At 71.8% G+C, this 15,671-nt stretch carries 14 protein-coding genes; 8 read left to right on the plus strand and 6 right to left on the minus strand.

The window, feature by feature from the left end; translation table 11 throughout:
- The first annotated feature begins 7 nt into the window (after window positions 1–7).
- Window positions 8–907 carry an alpha/beta fold hydrolase gene (locus tag ABT170_RS11350; protein WP_329942673.1) on the plus strand — a complete coding sequence of 300 codons (900 nt, stop codon included), beginning with the start codon at window positions 8–10 and terminating at the stop codon, window positions 905–907.
- Window positions 908–939: 32 nt separating this feature from the next.
- Here the strand turns inward: ABT170_RS11350 and ABT170_RS11355 are convergent, their stop codons facing one another.
- Window positions 940–3,390: a DUF8508 domain-containing protein gene (locus ABT170_RS11355; RefSeq protein ID WP_351866077.1), complete on the minus strand. Its 2,451-nt coding sequence runs from the start codon at window positions 3,388–3,390 to the stop codon at window positions 940–942.
- A gap of 226 nt (window positions 3,391–3,616) precedes the next feature.
- Here ABT170_RS11355 and ABT170_RS11360 point away from each other — a divergent pair, with 226 nt between their 5' ends.
- Window positions 3,617–4,105 carry a helix-turn-helix domain-containing protein gene (locus ABT170_RS11360; protein ID WP_329942676.1) on the plus strand — a complete coding sequence of 163 codons (489 nt, stop codon included), beginning with the start codon at window positions 3,617–3,619 and terminating at the stop codon, window positions 4,103–4,105.
- On the plus strand, window positions 4,098–4,463 hold the full coding sequence (locus ABT170_RS11365) for a DUF4180 domain-containing protein (protein WP_329942677.1): 366 nt from the start codon (window positions 4,098–4,100) through the stop codon (window positions 4,461–4,463). The genes ABT170_RS11360 and ABT170_RS11365 overlap by 8 nt, the downstream gene beginning before the upstream one ends.
- A 70-nt stretch (window positions 4,464–4,533) precedes the next feature.
- Here the strand turns inward: ABT170_RS11365 and ABT170_RS11370 are convergent, their stop codons facing one another.
- Entirely contained in the window at window positions 4,534–5,601 is a 1,068-nt protein-coding gene (locus ABT170_RS11370) for a glycoside hydrolase family 5 protein (protein WP_351866081.1), read from the minus strand.
- A gap of 177 nt (window positions 5,602–5,778) precedes the next feature.
- On the opposite strand from ABT170_RS11370, the gene ABT170_RS11375 reads away from it, so the two are divergent.
- The 3 genes from ABT170_RS11375 to ABT170_RS11385 all read left to right on the plus strand — a co-directional run bounded on the left by ABT170_RS11375 (window position 5,779) and on the right by ABT170_RS11385 (window position 9,537).
- Window positions 5,779–7,287 carry an MFS transporter gene (locus ABT170_RS11375; RefSeq protein WP_329942679.1) on the plus strand — a complete coding sequence of 503 codons (1,509 nt, stop codon included), beginning with the start codon at window positions 5,779–5,781 and terminating at the stop codon, window positions 7,285–7,287.
- On the plus strand, window positions 7,284–8,315 hold the full coding sequence (locus ABT170_RS11380; protein ID WP_329942680.1) for a glutathione S-transferase family protein: 1,032 nt from the start codon (window positions 7,284–7,286) through the stop codon (window positions 8,313–8,315). Before ABT170_RS11375 ends, ABT170_RS11380 begins: the two co-directional genes overlap by 4 nt.
- Before the next feature lie 88 nt (window positions 8,316–8,403).
- Window positions 8,404–9,537, plus strand: coding sequence for a winged helix DNA-binding domain-containing protein (locus ABT170_RS11385; RefSeq protein WP_351866085.1), 1,134 nt, complete (start codon window positions 8,404–8,406; stop codon window positions 9,535–9,537).
- A 55-nt stretch (window positions 9,538–9,592) separates the two neighbouring features.
- On the opposite strand, the gene ABT170_RS11390 is transcribed toward ABT170_RS11385, so the two are convergent.
- Window positions 9,593–10,435, minus strand: coding sequence for a response regulator transcription factor (locus tag ABT170_RS11390; protein WP_329942682.1), 843 nt, complete (start codon window positions 10,433–10,435; stop codon window positions 9,593–9,595).
- A 110-nt stretch (window positions 10,436–10,545) separates the two neighbouring features.
- Between ABT170_RS11390 and ABT170_RS11395 the strand changes: the two genes are divergently transcribed.
- Window positions 10,546–12,264, plus strand: coding sequence for an AMP-binding protein (locus tag ABT170_RS11395; RefSeq protein ID WP_351866088.1), 1,719 nt, complete (start codon window positions 10,546–10,548; stop codon window positions 12,262–12,264).
- The gene (locus ABT170_RS11400) at window positions 12,261–13,868 is read left to right on the plus strand and encodes an AMP-binding protein (protein ID WP_329942684.1); all 1,608 of its coding nucleotides are present in this window, start codon (window positions 12,261–12,263) and stop codon (window positions 13,866–13,868) included. Before ABT170_RS11395 ends, ABT170_RS11400 begins: the two co-directional genes overlap by 4 nt.
- 40 nt (window positions 13,869–13,908) lie before the next feature.
- Here ABT170_RS11400 and ABT170_RS11405 read toward each other — a convergent pair whose 3' ends face one another.
- From ABT170_RS11405 to ABT170_RS11415, 3 genes are all read right to left on the minus strand, one after another.
- Entirely contained in the window at window positions 13,909–14,193 is a 285-nt protein-coding gene (locus ABT170_RS11405) for a hypothetical protein (RefSeq protein ID WP_329942758.1), read from the minus strand.
- A 75-nt stretch (window positions 14,194–14,268) separates the two neighbouring features.
- Entirely contained in the window at window positions 14,269–14,787 is a 519-nt protein-coding gene (locus tag ABT170_RS11410; RefSeq protein ID WP_329942685.1) for a GNAT family N-acetyltransferase, read from the minus strand.
- 48 nt (window positions 14,788–14,835) lie between these two features.
- Window positions 14,836–15,585: a hypothetical protein gene (locus ABT170_RS11415; protein ID WP_329942686.1), complete on the minus strand. Its 750-nt coding sequence runs from the start codon at window positions 15,583–15,585 to the stop codon at window positions 14,836–14,838.
- Window positions 15,586–15,671: the final 86 nt, after the last annotated feature.

The raw sequence follows: 15,671 nt of genomic DNA on the forward strand, positions 1-15,671 counted from the left end.
AGGGACCATGTCCGAGGAGATCATCCGGCCCCTGTCGGTCGGCGGAATGCGCTACGCCTATCGGGTGCTGACCCGTCCCGAGGACGCGGGCGCGCCCGCCACCGAACCGGTGCTCGTCATCGGCGGCGCCCTTCAGGGCATGTTCGGCTGGCCCCAGATGGACGAACGGCTGGGACCGCTGGCCGATGTGGTGACCGCCGATCTGCCCGGTATGGGTACGGCCGACCCGCTGCCGGCCGGCCCCAGCGCGGGGGTGCTGCGCGAAGCGGTCCTGCGGATCGTCGACGACCTCGGCGCTCCCAAGGTCAACCTCTTCGGCTTCTCGTACGGCACCGCCATCGCCTTCGACTTCGCCCGGCACCACCCGCACCGCGTGGCCCGACTGGCCCTGGGCGGCGTACCGGTACACATCGGTGCCGACCAGCGGGCGGGCTGGCTGCGGGCGGTGGACCTGCTGGCCGAGGGGGACCGTGAGGGCTTCGCGGCGTTCGCGGCCGACGCCCTGATGTGTCTGGACCCGGAGCGCCCGGTGCACCGCAGGGAGCTGGCGCGGCGCTACGTCCGGCGTTCGTTCCTGCACGCGCTCACCCACTCGCCGCACGTCTCGGACTCGCTGCAACGGGCCCTGACGGACCGGCGGGACTTCTCCGGCGGGCTGTCCGGTGTACCGGCCCTGGTCTTCGCCGGGGAGCACGACACGGTGACCTCGCCGGAACGGCAGCGGGAGTTCGCCGCGACCATCGAGGGCAGCCGTTTCCTGACGATCGGTGAGTCGGACCACTGGGTCGTGCTGGAGCGGGCCGACGATGTGGCCGAGCTGGTCGCCCGCTTCTTCACCGACCTCCCCGTGGGGCCGCCCGCCGTCCCCCGGCAGCAGACGACCCCCGCCCCGGCCGGGCGGACCTGAGCGAACAGGTCCGCCCGGACCGGGCGCCGGCCTCAGCGCCGGTGGCCGTGTCCGTGGCCGTGCCCACCGCCGTGTCCGTGACCGTTGCCGCCGACGTCCACGCGCACCACCTGCGGGTCGTGGTCGCTCGCCTGGTCGGCGAACTCCGCGTTGATGTGCACCACGTCGTAGTCGAAGCGGCGGATGCCGGGGCTCGTCAGGATGTGGTCCAGCGTCTGCGAGTTGCCGTCGTAGACATAGCTGTACCGCTCGCTCGCGGGCAGCGTGCTGATCAGCGGCTTGAGGACCCTGCCACGGGTCAGCGCGTCCATCGTCGGGGAGAACGCGAAGTCGTTGAGGTCGCCGAGGGTGATGACCCGCGCCGACTTGTCCGCCTTCAGCAGCGAGGTGACGAAGGTGTTGACCTCCGCCGCCTGCTGCACCCGCTTGGTCTCCGAACCGCGCGTCGGCTCCTGGTAGCGGCCGTGCAGGGGCTGGTCACCGCCCTTGGAGGCGAAGTGGTTGCCGATGACGAAGACCGGCTTGCCCCGGAAGCGGAACTCGCCGACCAGCGGCTTGCGGCTGTCGTCCCAGGCGGCGCTCGCCGGGTTGATCCGGCCGGGCGAGACGGAGAGCTCGACGCCCTTCCTGGTGTCCACGGCATTCACCGCGGTGGTGGCATCGCCGCCGGCCCGGTCGGTGAAGGTGACGCGCTGAGGGTTGAAGAGGAAGACGTTGCGGATGTTGCCGCCGGGCTCGCCGCCGTCCTTGTTGTTCTCGGGCGCGATGTAGCGCCAGGCGTAGCGCGGACCGCCCGCCGCGACGATCGCGTCGGTGAAGCGCTTCAGCGTCGCCTCGGAGCCCACCGTGCCGTCGTTCTTCGCGCCGTTGTCGTCCTGGATCTCCTCCAGCGACACGATGTCGGGCGAGGCGAGACTGACGGCGACGCCCTCGGCCAGCGTGTCGAACTTGGTCTGCTCGTCGAGCGCGTCCAGGTTCTCCACGTTGTACGTGGCGACGGCCAGTTCCTTGCGCTTCTGCTTCCGGGTGACCTCACGCCTCAGCCGCTTGTCGGTGAGCGTGCCCAGCTCGGTGGCCTGGAGGTTGTAGCCGCCGAAGGACGCGTAGTCCAGGACGCCGGTGGTGGCGCCGGAGAGTACATCGCCCACGTTCGCCGCGGGGACCGGCCGGGCCGGGTCGAGGGACATCACCTTGATGCGGCCGGTGTTCTGGTCGTTGTACGAGGCGTAGAGCGTGCCGCCCCGCCTCGTCGGGTTCTCCCGCGGCTTGACGGTGACCCAGACCTCGTCGTACGCGGTCGTCGCGCCGGTGACACGGGTGTCGGCGATCCTGACCCGGGTGCCTTCGAGCGACTCGTACAGATCCAGCGCGTATGTCGCCGGGTCGAGGGGGAGCGCGTCGATCGACCCGCCCGCGGCGGTGGGCGCGTAGACGCCGGGCACCGAGGCCGCGTCGAGCACGACCGGCGCGGGCAGGGCGTTGCCCGAGGACAGCACGGTGGTCCGCGGCGAGGTGAGCTGGGTGAGGGACTGGGCGGTGGCGGACGGGTAGTACTCGGCCACCTTGCCGCTGACCAGCACCGAGTCGCCCACGGCCACGGCCGGTGCGGCGGAGCCCGTGTAGACGAACAGCCCCTCGCCGGTACGGGCGTCGGCGTCGGGCGCGGTGTCCTGGATCCAGAATCCGCGGGAGCCGGTGCTCCGGACACCGGTGACGATGCCCGGGACGCCGTCGACCGACCGGCCGGTGAACGGCGAGAGGCGCGTGGTGCCCTGGATGTCGTGCACCCGTACGGTGCCGGGCTCGGTCGGGCCGCCGGGCTCCCCGGGATCCGTGCCGCCGGAGGTGTCACCGGCGGCGTTGACCGGGGTCGGGGTGCCCGCGGCGAGGTCGGCGGCGTTGTCGTCGGTGTCGGCGAGCGAGGCGGCGCGGGCGACGGACGCGGTGGCGGAGGCGCCGGGCACGGGCCCGCCGCCCTCCCGTACGACCGCGGAGCCGTAGCCCACGAGGTCCACGATCCTGGTGTCGGCGGCACAGTCCGCCGCGGTCCTGCAGGTGAGCGGGGTGGTGCCGGAGACCAGGGCGACGCTGCCGCTCGCCGCGGACATCGCCACCGTACCGGTGGCGTCGGCGGTCGGCAGGGCCACGGTGCCACCGGTGCCCGCGGCCTGGGCGACCAGGTAACGGCCGCCGGGGGCGACGGCTCCGTTCAGCGCGGACACCTGCCACAGCGAACCGGCGGACGGGCTGCCCGGCAGGTACTGGACGCTGAAGCCGCCCAGGTCGAACGGGGTGGAACCGGCATTGGCCAGCTCGATGAAGTCCCGGGTGAGCGTCGCGCCCGAGTTGCCGCCGCCGCCGTACACCTCGGAGATCACGGCCGACGAGGACGGGGCCGCGAAGGCGGCGGGCAGGGCGGTCACCGAGAGAGCGACGGCGACGGCGCCGGTCAGCAGGACGGAACCGGGTCTGGATATGCGCACGGGAGGTGCCCCCAACTGTGTAGTGAGGGCTGAAAACTATGCGCGTAGATGGGGCGTGACAAGGCATCAGAGGTTAATTCCACGCATCGTGTCGATGTGGAGTCGATGTGGGGGGTTCGTGCCGATGCGGCAGATGACCGCGCGGCTGCTCTCGATGATTCCCTATCACTCCTCATCCTTCCCTATCGATCCTTTCTGAGGGTTGTTCAGGGTAAGGTTCCTCCCTATGGAGAGCGCTGAACGCGAGCTGTACTCGATGGGCGAGGTCGCCGAGCTGCTGGGGCTGCATGTACGGACCGTCCGGAACTATGTCCGCGACGGCCGGCTGAAGGCCGTCCGGATCGGCAAGCAGTACCGCGTCAGCCGCGCGGACCTGGCGGCGCTGGCCGGGCTCACGGGCGAGGGGGCGCCCCCGGGGGACGCCGCCCCGCGCGGTCATCTGGAGGTGTCGAGCATCGTGCAGATCGACGCGATCGGCGAGGACGGGGCGAGCAGGCTGAGCACCCTGGTCACCGCCGCCGCGCGGTCGGGGCGGGACACGGCCGAGCCCTTGCGCGTCCAGACGGTCCACGACGCGAAGCTGGCCCGGATGAAGATCGTGATCCTCGGTGGCGCCGGCGCCACGGCGGATCTGCTGCACCTGATCGAGGGGGCCCTGGGCCCCGGCAACGGCATGTTCCTGGCCGACGGCGGACAGGCGGTGCGCCGTGGCTGACCTCGTCGTGGAACACCATGGAGTGCCGGTGCTCGTCTGCGACGCCGAGGGGGCGCCCATCGCCGGTGCGCAGGACGCGCTGGACCACCTCGTCGCCCCGGCCTTCTGCCGTGCGGAGGTGGTCGCGGTTCCGGCGGAGCGGTTCGCCCCCGGCTTCTACGACCTCCGTACCGGTCTCGCCGGAGAGATCTTCCAGAAGCTCGCGAACTACCGGCTCCAGCTGGCCGTCGTCGGGGACATCTCGGACCGTCTGCGGGCGAGTTCGGCGCTGAGGGACCTCGTCCGCGAGGTCGACCGAGGCCGGCACGTGTGGTTCGTGGCCTGCCTCGACGACCTCGCGGACCGCCTCGGCGGTTAGGGCCGGTCCGGGGCCCTGCCCGAGGGCGTGTCCGAAGGTGAGTCCGCCCGGGACGGGTCCGGTCCGCAGGTCACTGGCGGATGCGCTCGCGGATCCAGACCCCGGCCGGCTTCAGGACCGAAGTGCCGGTCCACTGGGTGCCGTCGCAGGTGCCGGTCTTGAAGACCGCGCCGGAGCGGTTGTCGTCCGAGTAGTTCCAGTTGGTCCAGGAGATCTTCTTGCGCTTCATCAGGTCGAGGTAGCGCTGCGACATCGCGAAGTCGTCGGCACCCTCGCCCGCGTAGTTCTGCGTCCCGAACTCGGTGACGAACACGGGAAGTTCGTCGGAGGCCCGGTCCAGGGTGTCCAGGTACTCGTCCTGGTGCGAGGCGGCGTAGAAGTGGAATGTGTACATGATGTTCGAGGCGTTGACCGGGTTGTCGACGACCTCCTGCTCGTCCGCGCCCTCGGAGACGCCGAACGAGGACCAGGCGCGCGTGCCGACCAGGACCACCGCGTCGGGATCCTGGGCCCGGATGACCGGGATGATCTTCTCCGCGTACGACTTGACCGTCGACCAGCTCACCCCGGAGGGCTCGTTGGCGATCTCGTAGAGCACACCGGGGTTGTCCTTGTACTTCTTCGCCATCGCCGTGAAGAAGGTCTTCGCCCGGCTGAGGTTGTAGTTCGGGTCGCCCGGGTCGAGCATGTGCCAGTCGATCACCGCGTACATGCCCCGCGCATGGGCCATGTCGACGAACTTCTGTGCACGGGCGGTGAAGCCCTGCGGGTCGGTCTCGTACCCGTCCTCCTGTACGTAGGTGGAGATCCGCAGCACATCGGCGCGCCAGTCGGTGGCCAGCGCGTCGAGCGAGCCGTTGGTGACGCACTGGGCGTACCACTGGGTGCCGTGCGTGCTCATGCCGTTGAGCTGGACCGCCTGGCCCGAGGCGTTGCAGAGCTGCAGGCCGCAGACCTTCAGCTGGCCGTTCGCGGCCAGGGGCGTCGCTGCGGCGGCCGGGGCGGCGCCCGCCGGGGCGGGGGCCAGCAGAGCGGTACCGAGTGCGAGGGCGGCCGCGCCGAGGAGCGCGGTCCGGGCACGGCGGCGGCGTCGGGACGCGGTCGGCCGCTGGGTGGGGGGATTGGTGCGCTGGTGCATGGTGGTGCTCCCGTCGGGGGTCGGTGGAAGGGAGGCGCCATGTCGGCAAACTGAAAGTAAAGGTCCTTTCCGATTCCCGTCAACAGTGTTGGGAAAGTTTCCTAACCATTAACCGGAGTGCGTCGATCCGGTCGCCCCGTATGGAGGAAAACCGGGCCGCGCCCTAGGGTGCGAAACATGGCAGAGAGCACGGCGCACCCTGGGCCGGCGGGGCGCGGTGCGGGTCCCGGCCCCGATTCCGGCGGCCCCGACCCCCGGCGCTGGCGCGCACTCGCCGTCTGTCTGGTGGCGGGGTTCATGACGCTGCTGGACGTCTCCATCGTCAATGTGGCCCTGCCGTCGATCCGGGAAGGGCTGCACACCCCCGAGTCCGACCTCCAATGGGTGCTCTCCGGCTACGCCCTCGCCTTCGGGCTCTTCCTGATCCCCGCGGGCCGGCTGGGGGACGCACGCGGGCGCCGGGCGGTGTTCCTGGCCGGACTCGCGCTCTTCACCCTGGCATCGGCCGCCTGCGGGGCCGCTCAGTCCAGCCTCTGGCTGGTGATCGCCCGACTGGTCCAGGGCATGGCGGGCGGTCTGCTCTCCCCGCAGATCTCCGCGCTGATCCAGCAGATGTTCTCCGGCCGGGAACGGGGCCGGGCGTTCGGCATGTTCGGCACCGTCGTCGGGATCTCCACCGCCGTCGGGCCGCTGCTCGGCGGTCTGCTGATCCAGGTCGCCGGGGCGTCCGGGGGCTGGCGCTGGGTGTTCTACGTCAACCTGCCGCTCGGCGTCGTCTGCTATCTGCTCGCCCGGCGGCTGCTCCCGGACACCCCCTCGGCGTCCCGGGTACGGCCGCGCGACCTCGACCCCGTCGGAGTCGTCCTCCTGGGGGCGGGAGTGCTGGCCCTGCTGCTGCCGTTCGTGCAGGCCCAGCAGTGGCCGGGCAACGCCAAGTGGCTCTTCGTGGTCCTGGCGGCCGTGCTGCTGGCGGCGTTCACCGGCTGGGAGTCGCGGTGCGCGGCACGCTCCGTCCAACCGGTCCTGGACCTCTCGCTGTTCCGGCTGCGGTCCTACTGGCTGGGCTGTCTGATGATCCTCGTGTACTTCGCGGGGTTCACCTCGATCTTCTTCATCACGACCCTCTACCTCCAGTCGGGGCTGCACTACTCCGCCCTGGAGGCCGGTCTCGCCATCACCCCCTTCGCCCTGGGCTCGGGTGTGTCCGCCGGGATCGGCGGCCGGCTGGTCGGCCGCTACGGGCGTCCCCTCATCGTGACCGGCCTCGTCATGGTCGCGGTGGGGCTCGCGGCCACCGCGCTCGCCGCCCACCTGGTGCCGGGACGGTCCGTGGGCTGGGCGATGGCGGCCCCGCTGCTCCTCGCCGGAATCGGCAGCGGCCTGGTCATCGCCCCGAACCAGACGCTGACCCTGGCCGAGGTACCGGTGGCCCACGCCGGAAGCGCCGGGGGCACGCTCCAGACCGGCCAGCGCGTCGGCTCCGCCATCGGGATCGCCGCCGTCGGCTCGGTGTTCTTCTCCCAGGTCGGCACCGACGGCTGGGCCACCGCCTACGATCACGGCCTCGTCGTCTCGGTCGCGTTCGTCCTGGCCGGGCTCATCGTCGCCCTGGCCGACGTGGGGTCCGCGCGACGGGCCGGACGCCGTGCGGAGAAAGCCACGAACCCATCGAGGAGTGCGGTATGAGCACCACCCAGGACGGCGGCCCGAACGGGAACACCTCGTACGGCCGCAAGCCCTTCACACGCTCCCGGAGCCATTTCGCCGACCGCATCACCGCCGACGGCCGCGACGGCTGGCCGGTGGAGGCGGGCCGCTACCGGCTCGTCGTCAGCCGCGCCTGCCCATGGGCGAGCCGGGCGCTCGTCTCGCGGCGCCTCCTCGGCCTGGAGAACGCCCTGTCGCTCGCCGTCACCGACCCGGTCCAGGACGACCGCAGCTGGCGCTTCACCCTGGACGAGGGAGGCCGCGACCCGGTCCTGGGCATCCGCTACCTGAGCGAGGCGTACGACGCACGCGAGCGCGGCTATCCCGGCGGGGTCAGTGTGCCCGCCGTCGTGGACGTACCGAGCGGCAGGCTCGTCACCAACGACTACCAGCGGATCACCCTCGACCTCGCCACCGAATGGACGGCACTGCACCGCCCCGGCGCCCCCGACCTCTACCCGGAGCCGCTGCGCGAGGAGATCGACGAGGTCATGGACGGCATCTACCGGGATGTCAACAACGGTGTCTACCGGGCCGGTTTCGCCGACAGCCAGAAGACCTACGAAGCCGCGTACGCCGATGTCTTCCGCCGCCTCGACCAGGTCTCCGCGCGCCTGGCCGGCCGCCGCTACCTGGTGGGGGACACGATCACGGAGGCGGACATCCGGCTGTTCACCACCCTGGTGCGCTTCGACGCCGTCTACCACGGGCACTTCAAGTGCAACCGTACGAAGCTCACCGAGGACCCCGTCCTGTGGGCGTACGCCAGGGACCTGTACACGACACCCGGCTTCGGCGACACGGTCGACTTCGACCACATCAAACAGCACTACTACCGGGTGCACACCGGCATCAACCCCACCGGCATCGTGCCGCTCGGCCCCGACCTGTCCGGCTGGCTGGGCCCGCACCACCGGGAGGAGCTGGGCGGCCGTCCGTTCGGCGACGGAACGGCACCGGGACCCGTACCGCCCGCCGAACAGGTCCCGGCGCGCGGCCGGCCCTGAACGGGGGCGCGTACAGCGGTTCCGAGCGGACCCGGACGCGGGACGGCCCTCGCCGCCGCACGGGCGGCGGCCCGCGTAGCGTGCGCACATGGCCGCCACGACGAACCCGCCCGACCGCCCCCCGGTGCTCTCCGTCCGGGCCCTCAACCGCGCCACCCTGGAGCGCCAGCTCCTGCTGCGCCGGGCCGCCCTGTCCGCCGGGGACGCCGTGGCGCACCTGGTCGGGCTCCAGGCCCAGAACACCAGGCCGCCCTACTTCCAGCTCTTCGCCCGGCTCGAAGGGTTCGACCCCGCCGAGCTCTCCGCACTGATGGAGTCCCGCGAGGTGGTCCGGATCGTCACCCTCCGGTCCACCATCCACACCCACACCGCCGACGACGCCCTCACCCTGCGCCCGCTGGTCCAGGCGGCACGCGACCGGGAGCTGAAGACGTTCCGCCGGGGCCTGGTCGGCGTGGACATCGGCCGGCTCGCGGCGATCAGCCGGACACTCGTCGAGGAACGGCCCCGTACCAACAAGGAACTGCGCGCGGCCCTGCTCACCGAATGGCCGGACGCCGATCCGCAGGCCCTCTCGGTGGCCGCCCGGTGCACCCTGCCCCTGGTGCAGGTGACCCCGCGCGGGCTGTGGGACAGAAGCGGGCAGGTCGAGCTGACCACCGTCGAGCACTGGCTCGGCCGCCCCGCGTCGCCCGTCCCCGCCCCCGACGCCACCGTCCTGCGCTACCTCGGCGCCTTCGGACCCGCCTCCGTGAAGGACATGCAGACCTGGGCGGGACTGACCCGGCTGCGGGAGGTCTTCGAACGGCTGCGGCCCGTGCTGCGCACCTTCCGCGACGAGAACGGCGTCGAACTCTTCGACCTGCCCGATGCCCCGCGCCCCGACCCCGGCACCCCGGCACCACCGCGCTTCCTGCCCGAGTTCGACAACGTCCTGCTCGGCCACGCCGACCGGGCCCGTGTGATCCCGCCCGCGTACAAGGGCCGCAACGGGGTGGGGAACCAGTCCTACGGAACCGTCCTGGTCGACGGGTTCCTCGCCGCCGTCTGGCGCGTCGAGCGGAGCGGGGACACCGCGACCCTCACGGTGCAGCCGCTCGGCAGGCTCGTGAGCGCGGAGCGGGACGCCGTCACCGAGGAGGCCGTACGGATGCTGTCGGTGATGACGGAGGCGACGGTGTACGACGTCCGGTTCGCCGCCTTCCTCGACTTCGGGGACTGAGACTCCGGGGACTGACGAGCCCCGCCGGGCCGCACGGACCACCGGCGGGGCGCGCTCAGGGCAGCAGCCCCGCCCGGCGCGCCGCCACCACCGCTTCGAGCCGGGTGTGCGCCCCGAGCTTGCGCATCGCGGAACGCAGATATCCCTTCACGGTCTCCGGCCGCAGCCCCAGCCGCTTCGCCGCCGCCGCGTTCGTCGCTCCGGCCGCCACACAGGCGATGACGTCCACCTCGCGCGGCGCCAGCTGCACCGTCCGGGCCGCCGGGACCCGTGCCCCGGACGCCGAGGCCAGGCGCCCGCACACCGTGAGCAGCTCCTCCCGCAGCACCGGGTCCCCGATCTTCGGGGCCAGCGCACGCAGCTCGCGGTGCGCCTCGCGGACGTTCTCCCAGGCCCCCGGGCCCGTGCGCGGATCGGTCACCTGCTCCCGGGTGGCCGCCAGGAGCTGCTGCACCTCGTCCCGTACCGCGAGCGCCTGCTCCACATCGCGGGCCGCCGCCACCGCCGCGTCGAACGTACGGTCCCCCAGCGTGACCGGCTCCCGCAGCGCCCCGTACAGCAGGCCCCGCACCTTCCGGCGCACCACGACCGGCACCGCCACGACCGAACGCAGGCCCTCGGCCGCGACGGCCGTGTCGTACTCGTGGCTGATGTGGCGCGAGGAGGCGTAGTCCGTCACCGCGCACGGCCGCGACAAGGCGATCGACTTGCCGCCGAGCCCGCTGCCGGCCGAGATGACCAGCCCCCGCAGCGCGCTGGTCTGCGCCCCGTTCAGCTCGATGATGCGGGCGTGGCGCGCGTCGGACAGCAGCCCTCCGAAGGCCACCGGAAGCCCGCTGGAGCGCCGCAGCCGCAGCAGCGCGGCCTGCATCTCGACCGTATCGACCGATTCGGGCACGTTGACGTCTCTCCGCCCTGTTCGTACCACCCCCGTCCGGGGGTGGTGAGACCTGGGTCACTGTTTACATGATGTTAAGCGACCGGTCCGGTCCGCAATGAGGAGGGCACATGTCGGCAACCAGTGCGACGGAGACGTTCCGGGCCGCCCGGGACTTCCTGCTGGAACACCGTGAGGACTACGCGAAGGCGTACGAGGGGTTCCGCTGGCCCCGGTCCGATCACTTCAACTGGGCGCTCGACTGGTTCGACGCCATCGCCGAGAACAACGACCGCACCGCCCTGCACATCGTGGAGGAGGACGGCCGGCGCACCGAGGTGTCCTTCGCCCGGATGTCCGCCCGCTCCAACCAGGCCGCGAACTGGCTCCGGGCCCAGGGCGTGCGGGAGGGCGACCGCATCCTCGTCATGCTCGGCAACCAGGTCGAGCTGTGGGAGACGGCGCTGGCCGCGATGAAGCTGCGCGCCGTCGTCATCCCCGCCACCCCGCTGCTGGGCCCCGTCGACCTGTGCGACCGCGTCGAGCGCGGACGGGTCCGCCATGTGCTCGTGCGGGCGGCGGACACGGCGAAGTTCGACGAGGTGCCCGGTGACTACACCCGGATCGCCGTCGGCGGCGCGGCCGGGGACGACGCCGGGGGCGGGAGCGGCACGGAGGCGGGCGTCGAGGGATGGCTGTCGTACGCGGGAGCCGACGACCTGCCCACGACCTTCACGGCGGACCGGGAGACCGACGCCGACGAACCGTTGATGCTCTATTTCACCTCCGGCACGACCGCCCGTCCCAAGCTGGTCGAGCACACCCATGTCTCCTACCCCGTCGGGCACTTGTCGACGATGTACTGGATCGGCCTCAAGCCCGGCGACGTGCATCTGAACATCTCCTCGCCCGGCTGGGCCAAGCACGCCTGGTCGAACCTCTTCGCCCCGTGGAGCGCCGAGGCCACCGTCTTCATCTTCAACTACACCCGCTTCGACGCGGCCCGGCTGATGGCGGAGATGGACCGTTCGGCCGTCACCAGCTTCTGCGCGCCGCCCACCGTGTGGCGGATGCTGATCCAGGCCGACCTCTCCCAGCTGAAGACGCCGCCGCGCGAGGTCGTGGCGGCCGGCGAACCGCTCAACCCCGAGGTCATCGAGACGGTGCGGCGTGAATGGGGCGTCACCATCCGGGACGGCTTCGGCCAGACCGAGACCGCCGTCCAGGTCGCCAACACCCCCGGCCAGCTCCTGAAGTCCGGGTCCATGGGGCGGCCCAGCCCCGGCTTCACGGTGGAACTCCTCGACCCCGTCAGCGGTGAGCCCGGCGCCGCCGAGGGCGAGATCTCCCTCGACCTCTCCACCCACCCCGTCGGCCTGATGACCGGCTACCACGGCGACCCGGACCGTACCGCCGAGGCCATGGCGGGCGGCTACTACCGCACCGGTGACATCGGTGCCCGGGACGAGGACGGCTACATCACCTACATCGGCCGCGCCGACGACGTGTTCAAGGCGTCCGACTACAAGATCTCGCCGTTCGAGCTGGAGAGCGCGCTGCTGGAGCACGAGGCGGTCGCCGAGGCCGCCGTCGTACCCGCGCCGGACCCGGTCAGGCTCGCCGTGCCGAAGGCGTACATCGTGCTGGCCGAGGGCTGGGAGCCCGGCCCGGACACGGCCAAGGTGCTGTTCGACCACTCCAGGTCGGTGCTCGCCCCGTACAAGCGCATCCGCCGGCTGGAGTTCGCCGAGCTGCCGAAGACCGTCTCGGGCAAGATCCGCCGCATCGAACTGCGCGAGCGCACCGCCCGTGGCACGGGCACCGAATTCGACGAGGGGGACCTGCGATGAACGAACCGTCCTACGCGCACGGCACCGGCACCACCGCCCTGCTCGGCGACACCATCGGCCGCAACCTCGACCGGGCGATCGAGACGCACGGCACGCGCGAGGCGCTGGTCGACATGGAGTCCGGCCGGCGCTGGACGTACGCCGAATTCGGCGCCGACGTCGAGGAGCTGGCCCGCGCCCTGATGGCATCCGGAGTGGCCAAGGGCGACCGGGTCGGGATCTGGGCCGTCAACTGCCCGGAATGGGTGCTCGTGCAGTACGCGACGGCCCGCATCGGCGCCGTCATGGTCAACATCAACCCCGCCTACCGGGCGCACGAGCTGGAGTTCGTCCTCAACCAGGCCGGCATCTCCCTGCTCGTCGCCTCGCTCGCCCACCGCTCCAGCGACTACCGCGCGCTCGTCGGCCAGGTGCGCGGCAACTGCCCGGCCCTGCGCGCCGTCCACTACATCGGCGATCCCTCCTGGGACGCGCTCGTGTCCGCCGCGCGGTCCGTGTCCTCCGGTCAGCTCGCCGCTCGGGAAGCGGAGTTGTCCTGCGACGACCCGATCAACATCCAGTACACCTCGGGCACGACCGGCTTCCCGAAGGGCGCGACGCTCTCCCACCACAACATCCTCAACAACGGGTACTTCGTCGGGGAGCAGATCGCCTACACCGAACAGGACCGGGTCTGTCTGCCGGTGCCCTTCTACCACTGCTTCGGCATGGTGATGGGCAATCTCGGCATCACCTCGCACGGCGCCTGCATCGTGATCCCGGGCCCCTCCTTCGAAGCCGCCGCGGTCCTCAGGGCGGTCCAGCAGGAGCGCTGCACCTCGCTCTACGGCGTCCCCACGATGTTCATCGCCGAGCTGAACCTGCCCGGCTTCGCCTCGTACGACCTCTCCTCGCTGCGCACCGGGATCATGGCCGGGTCCCCCTGCCCGGTCGAGGTGATGAAGCGGGTCGTCGCCGAGATGCACATGGACGAGGTGTCCATCTGCTACGGGATGACGGAGACGTCCCCGGTCTCCACCCAGACCCGCCGCGACGACGATCTGGAGCGCCGCACCGGCACGGTCGGGCGGGTGCTGCCGCACATCGAGGTCAAGGTGGTCGACCCGGTGAGCGGGGTGACCCTGCCGCGCGGTGAGGCGGGTGAGCTGTGCACCCGGGGCTACAGCGTGATGCTCGGCTACTGGGAACAGCCCGACCGGACGGCCGAGGTGATCGACGCGGGCCGCTGGATGCACACCGGGGACCTCGCGGTGATGCGCGAGGACGGCTATGTCCAGATCGTCGGCCGGATCAAGGACATGATCATCCGGGGCGGCGAGAACGTGTATCCGCGGGAGATCGAGGAGTTTCTCTACGGTCATCCGAAGATCGCCGACGTCCAGGTGGTGGGGGTGCCGGACGAGCGGTACGGCGAGGAGATCCTGGCCTGCGTCATCCCCCGCGACCCGGCTGATCCGCCGACGCTCAAGGAGGTGGACGCGTACTGCCGCGAGCAGTTGGCGCACTACAAGATCCCGCGCGCGCTCAGGATCCTGGACTCCTTCCCGATGACGGTCAGCGGGAAGGTGCGGAAGATCGAACTGCGCGAGACCTACGGCCGCTGAGTGCCGTCCCCTCACGGGGGCGCACGGGCGGACCGGTGGATCAGGCGGCCTCGATGACGTCGGGGCCGCCGGTCCGGGTCGCCGCCGCCCACTCGATCAGCAGGATCTCGTACTTCGCGGACTCCACGGGCGACCACTCCTGACCCGCTCGCGCGTCGACGAGCGCGCGAATGGCCTCGTTCGCCGCGTCGGCGGACGCGGGCGCGGGCAGGAGCCCGGCAGCGGGCGCGGACGGCGGCCCGGAGCAGGGCGCGGACGCGGAAGCGGACGGGGACGCCGGTCGGGCGGGGGTGGACGGTATCGGGCGCCGAGGAGTTAAGACCATGCGCTGAGCTTACTTGCCGCCACTGACAGCGACATCATCGCCGTGCCCCGAAGTCCTGAACCGGTCCGGCGCGGCTCAGGGTTCGCGGCGCATACAGACCCGTGGCCAGCGGTCCAGGCCGTGTTCCGCCTCCTCCGCCCTGATCTTGCGCAGGCCGTCGGTGAGTTCGCTCTCCCCGAGTGTCCGGAAACCGATGCGCGTGTAGTACGGGGCGTTCCACGGGACGTCGGTGAACGTGGTCAGGGTGAGGGCGGTCGGCCGCCGCTCGGCCGCCCAGGAGGCGAGATGCCCGATGAGCGCGCGGCCGACGCCCCGGCGGGCGGCCGACGGATCGACCGAGACCTGTTCGATGTGGAACGCGCCGTCGACGGGATCGGCGATCAGATACCCGGCCGGACGGCCGCCGGCCGCCGGGAGGGCGTCGGTGGCGACCCAGCAGCGGCCGGCGCGGCGGTATCCGTCCAGGACGTCGAGCGGCGGCGGGTCGTCATCGGCGATGGACGCCATGCCGAGGGTGCGGAAGGATTCGCCCGCGGCACGTTCGATGTCCTGGAGCAGGGGGAGGTCGGAACCTCTGGCGAGGCGGATACGCATGCGTCCAGTATGACGAGCGGCCTCGGTCGCCGGTGGTGGATACCGGACTCAGGCCCCGGTGCTGATCAGCTCGTCCGCCGGGCTGTTCACCGGCTGCGGCGTCCCGGTGGGATCCATGAGGAAGAGCGGTACGCCCAGGGTGTCCGCGCGTGACCTGGCGTCCTGCGTGTAGCCGGCCAGGGAGAAGAACACGCCCGCCACCGAGGCGCTCAGGGCGTTCAGCCAGAGGCACTCGACATCGCGCAGGCCGGTCGGCCGGTCGCCGGCGTCGACCTGGGCGACGACTCCGGCGGCCCGCAGGTCGATCCGGGACGCGGGCCGCTTCTCGGGCTGGACGATGTCGTGGTAGCCCAGCCACTGCAGATACCGGGCGGCGGCGCTCACCGCGTCCCGGCCGGTACGGATCGTCAGCGGCCGGAACGACGGGCGCGGATGGGCGGCCGTGCGCGGCAGCGGGATATGGGCGGGGCCGGTCCCGGCGTCGGGTGCGGTGACGCCGGACCCGGGTGCGTCGGGCGTCTTCGGCTCCACCTCCGTGGTCACCGGGCGCACCGGAACCCGCAGAACGGCCCCGCACGGGCAGCACAGTTCCGGCTGCGGCCACTGGTCCAGGCGTCCGCAGTCGGCGCAGCGCGCCGTCACCCAGTCGTCGTCCCAGGTGCGGTGCGTGACCGGCTCGACCGGCGCGTCCCGCAGCAGCGGCGGCACGACGGGGGTGCCGCACGGACAGGGGTAGGCCGGTGCGGTGTACGCGTGGCCGCGTCCGCAGGCCGGGCACCGCAGCTGCACGGACTCCACGATCGTCTCCCTCCGGCGCGGGCCTGCCGGGCGCCCGCGTTGCGCGGCTTCGGCGGCACGCCTGCCGCCGCGTCCGCCGCGCCGTG

The organism is Streptomyces sp. NPDC001787 (assembly GCF_040297465.1).
Lineage (GTDB): Bacteria > Actinomycetota > Actinomycetes > Streptomycetales > Streptomycetaceae > Streptomyces.

Bases quoted from the DNA above. Each gene is read 5' to 3' on its own strand.
- ABT170_RS11350 (WP_329942673.1), top strand. From the start codon at position 8: ATGTCCGAGGAGATCATCCGGCCCCTGTCGGTCGGCGGAATGCGCTAC.
- ABT170_RS11360 (WP_329942676.1), top strand. From the start codon at position 3,617: ATGGAGAGCGCTGAACGCGAGCTGTACTCGATGGGCGAGGTCGCCGAG.
- ABT170_RS11370 (WP_351866081.1), bottom strand. From the start codon at position 5,601: ATGCACCAGCGCACCAATCCCCCCACCCAGCGGCCGACCGCGTCCCGA.
- ABT170_RS11375 (WP_329942679.1), top strand. From the start codon at position 5,779: ATGGCAGAGAGCACGGCGCACCCTGGGCCGGCGGGGCGCGGTGCGGGT.
- ABT170_RS11380 (WP_329942680.1), top strand. From the start codon at position 7,284: ATGAGCACCACCCAGGACGGCGGCCCGAACGGGAACACCTCGTACGGC.
- ABT170_RS11385 (WP_351866085.1), top strand. From the start codon at position 8,404: ATGGCCGCCACGACGAACCCGCCCGACCGCCCCCCGGTGCTCTCCGTC.
- ABT170_RS11395 (WP_351866088.1), top strand. From the start codon at position 10,546: ATGTCGGCAACCAGTGCGACGGAGACGTTCCGGGCCGCCCGGGACTTC.
- ABT170_RS11400 (WP_329942684.1), top strand. From the start codon at position 12,261: ATGAACGAACCGTCCTACGCGCACGGCACCGGCACCACCGCCCTGCTC.
- ABT170_RS11405 (WP_329942758.1), bottom strand. From the start codon at position 14,193: ATGGTCTTAACTCCTCGGCGCCCGATACCGTCCACCCCCGCCCGACCG.
- ABT170_RS11410 (WP_329942685.1), bottom strand. From the start codon at position 14,787: ATGCGTATCCGCCTCGCCAGAGGTTCCGACCTCCCCCTGCTCCAGGAC.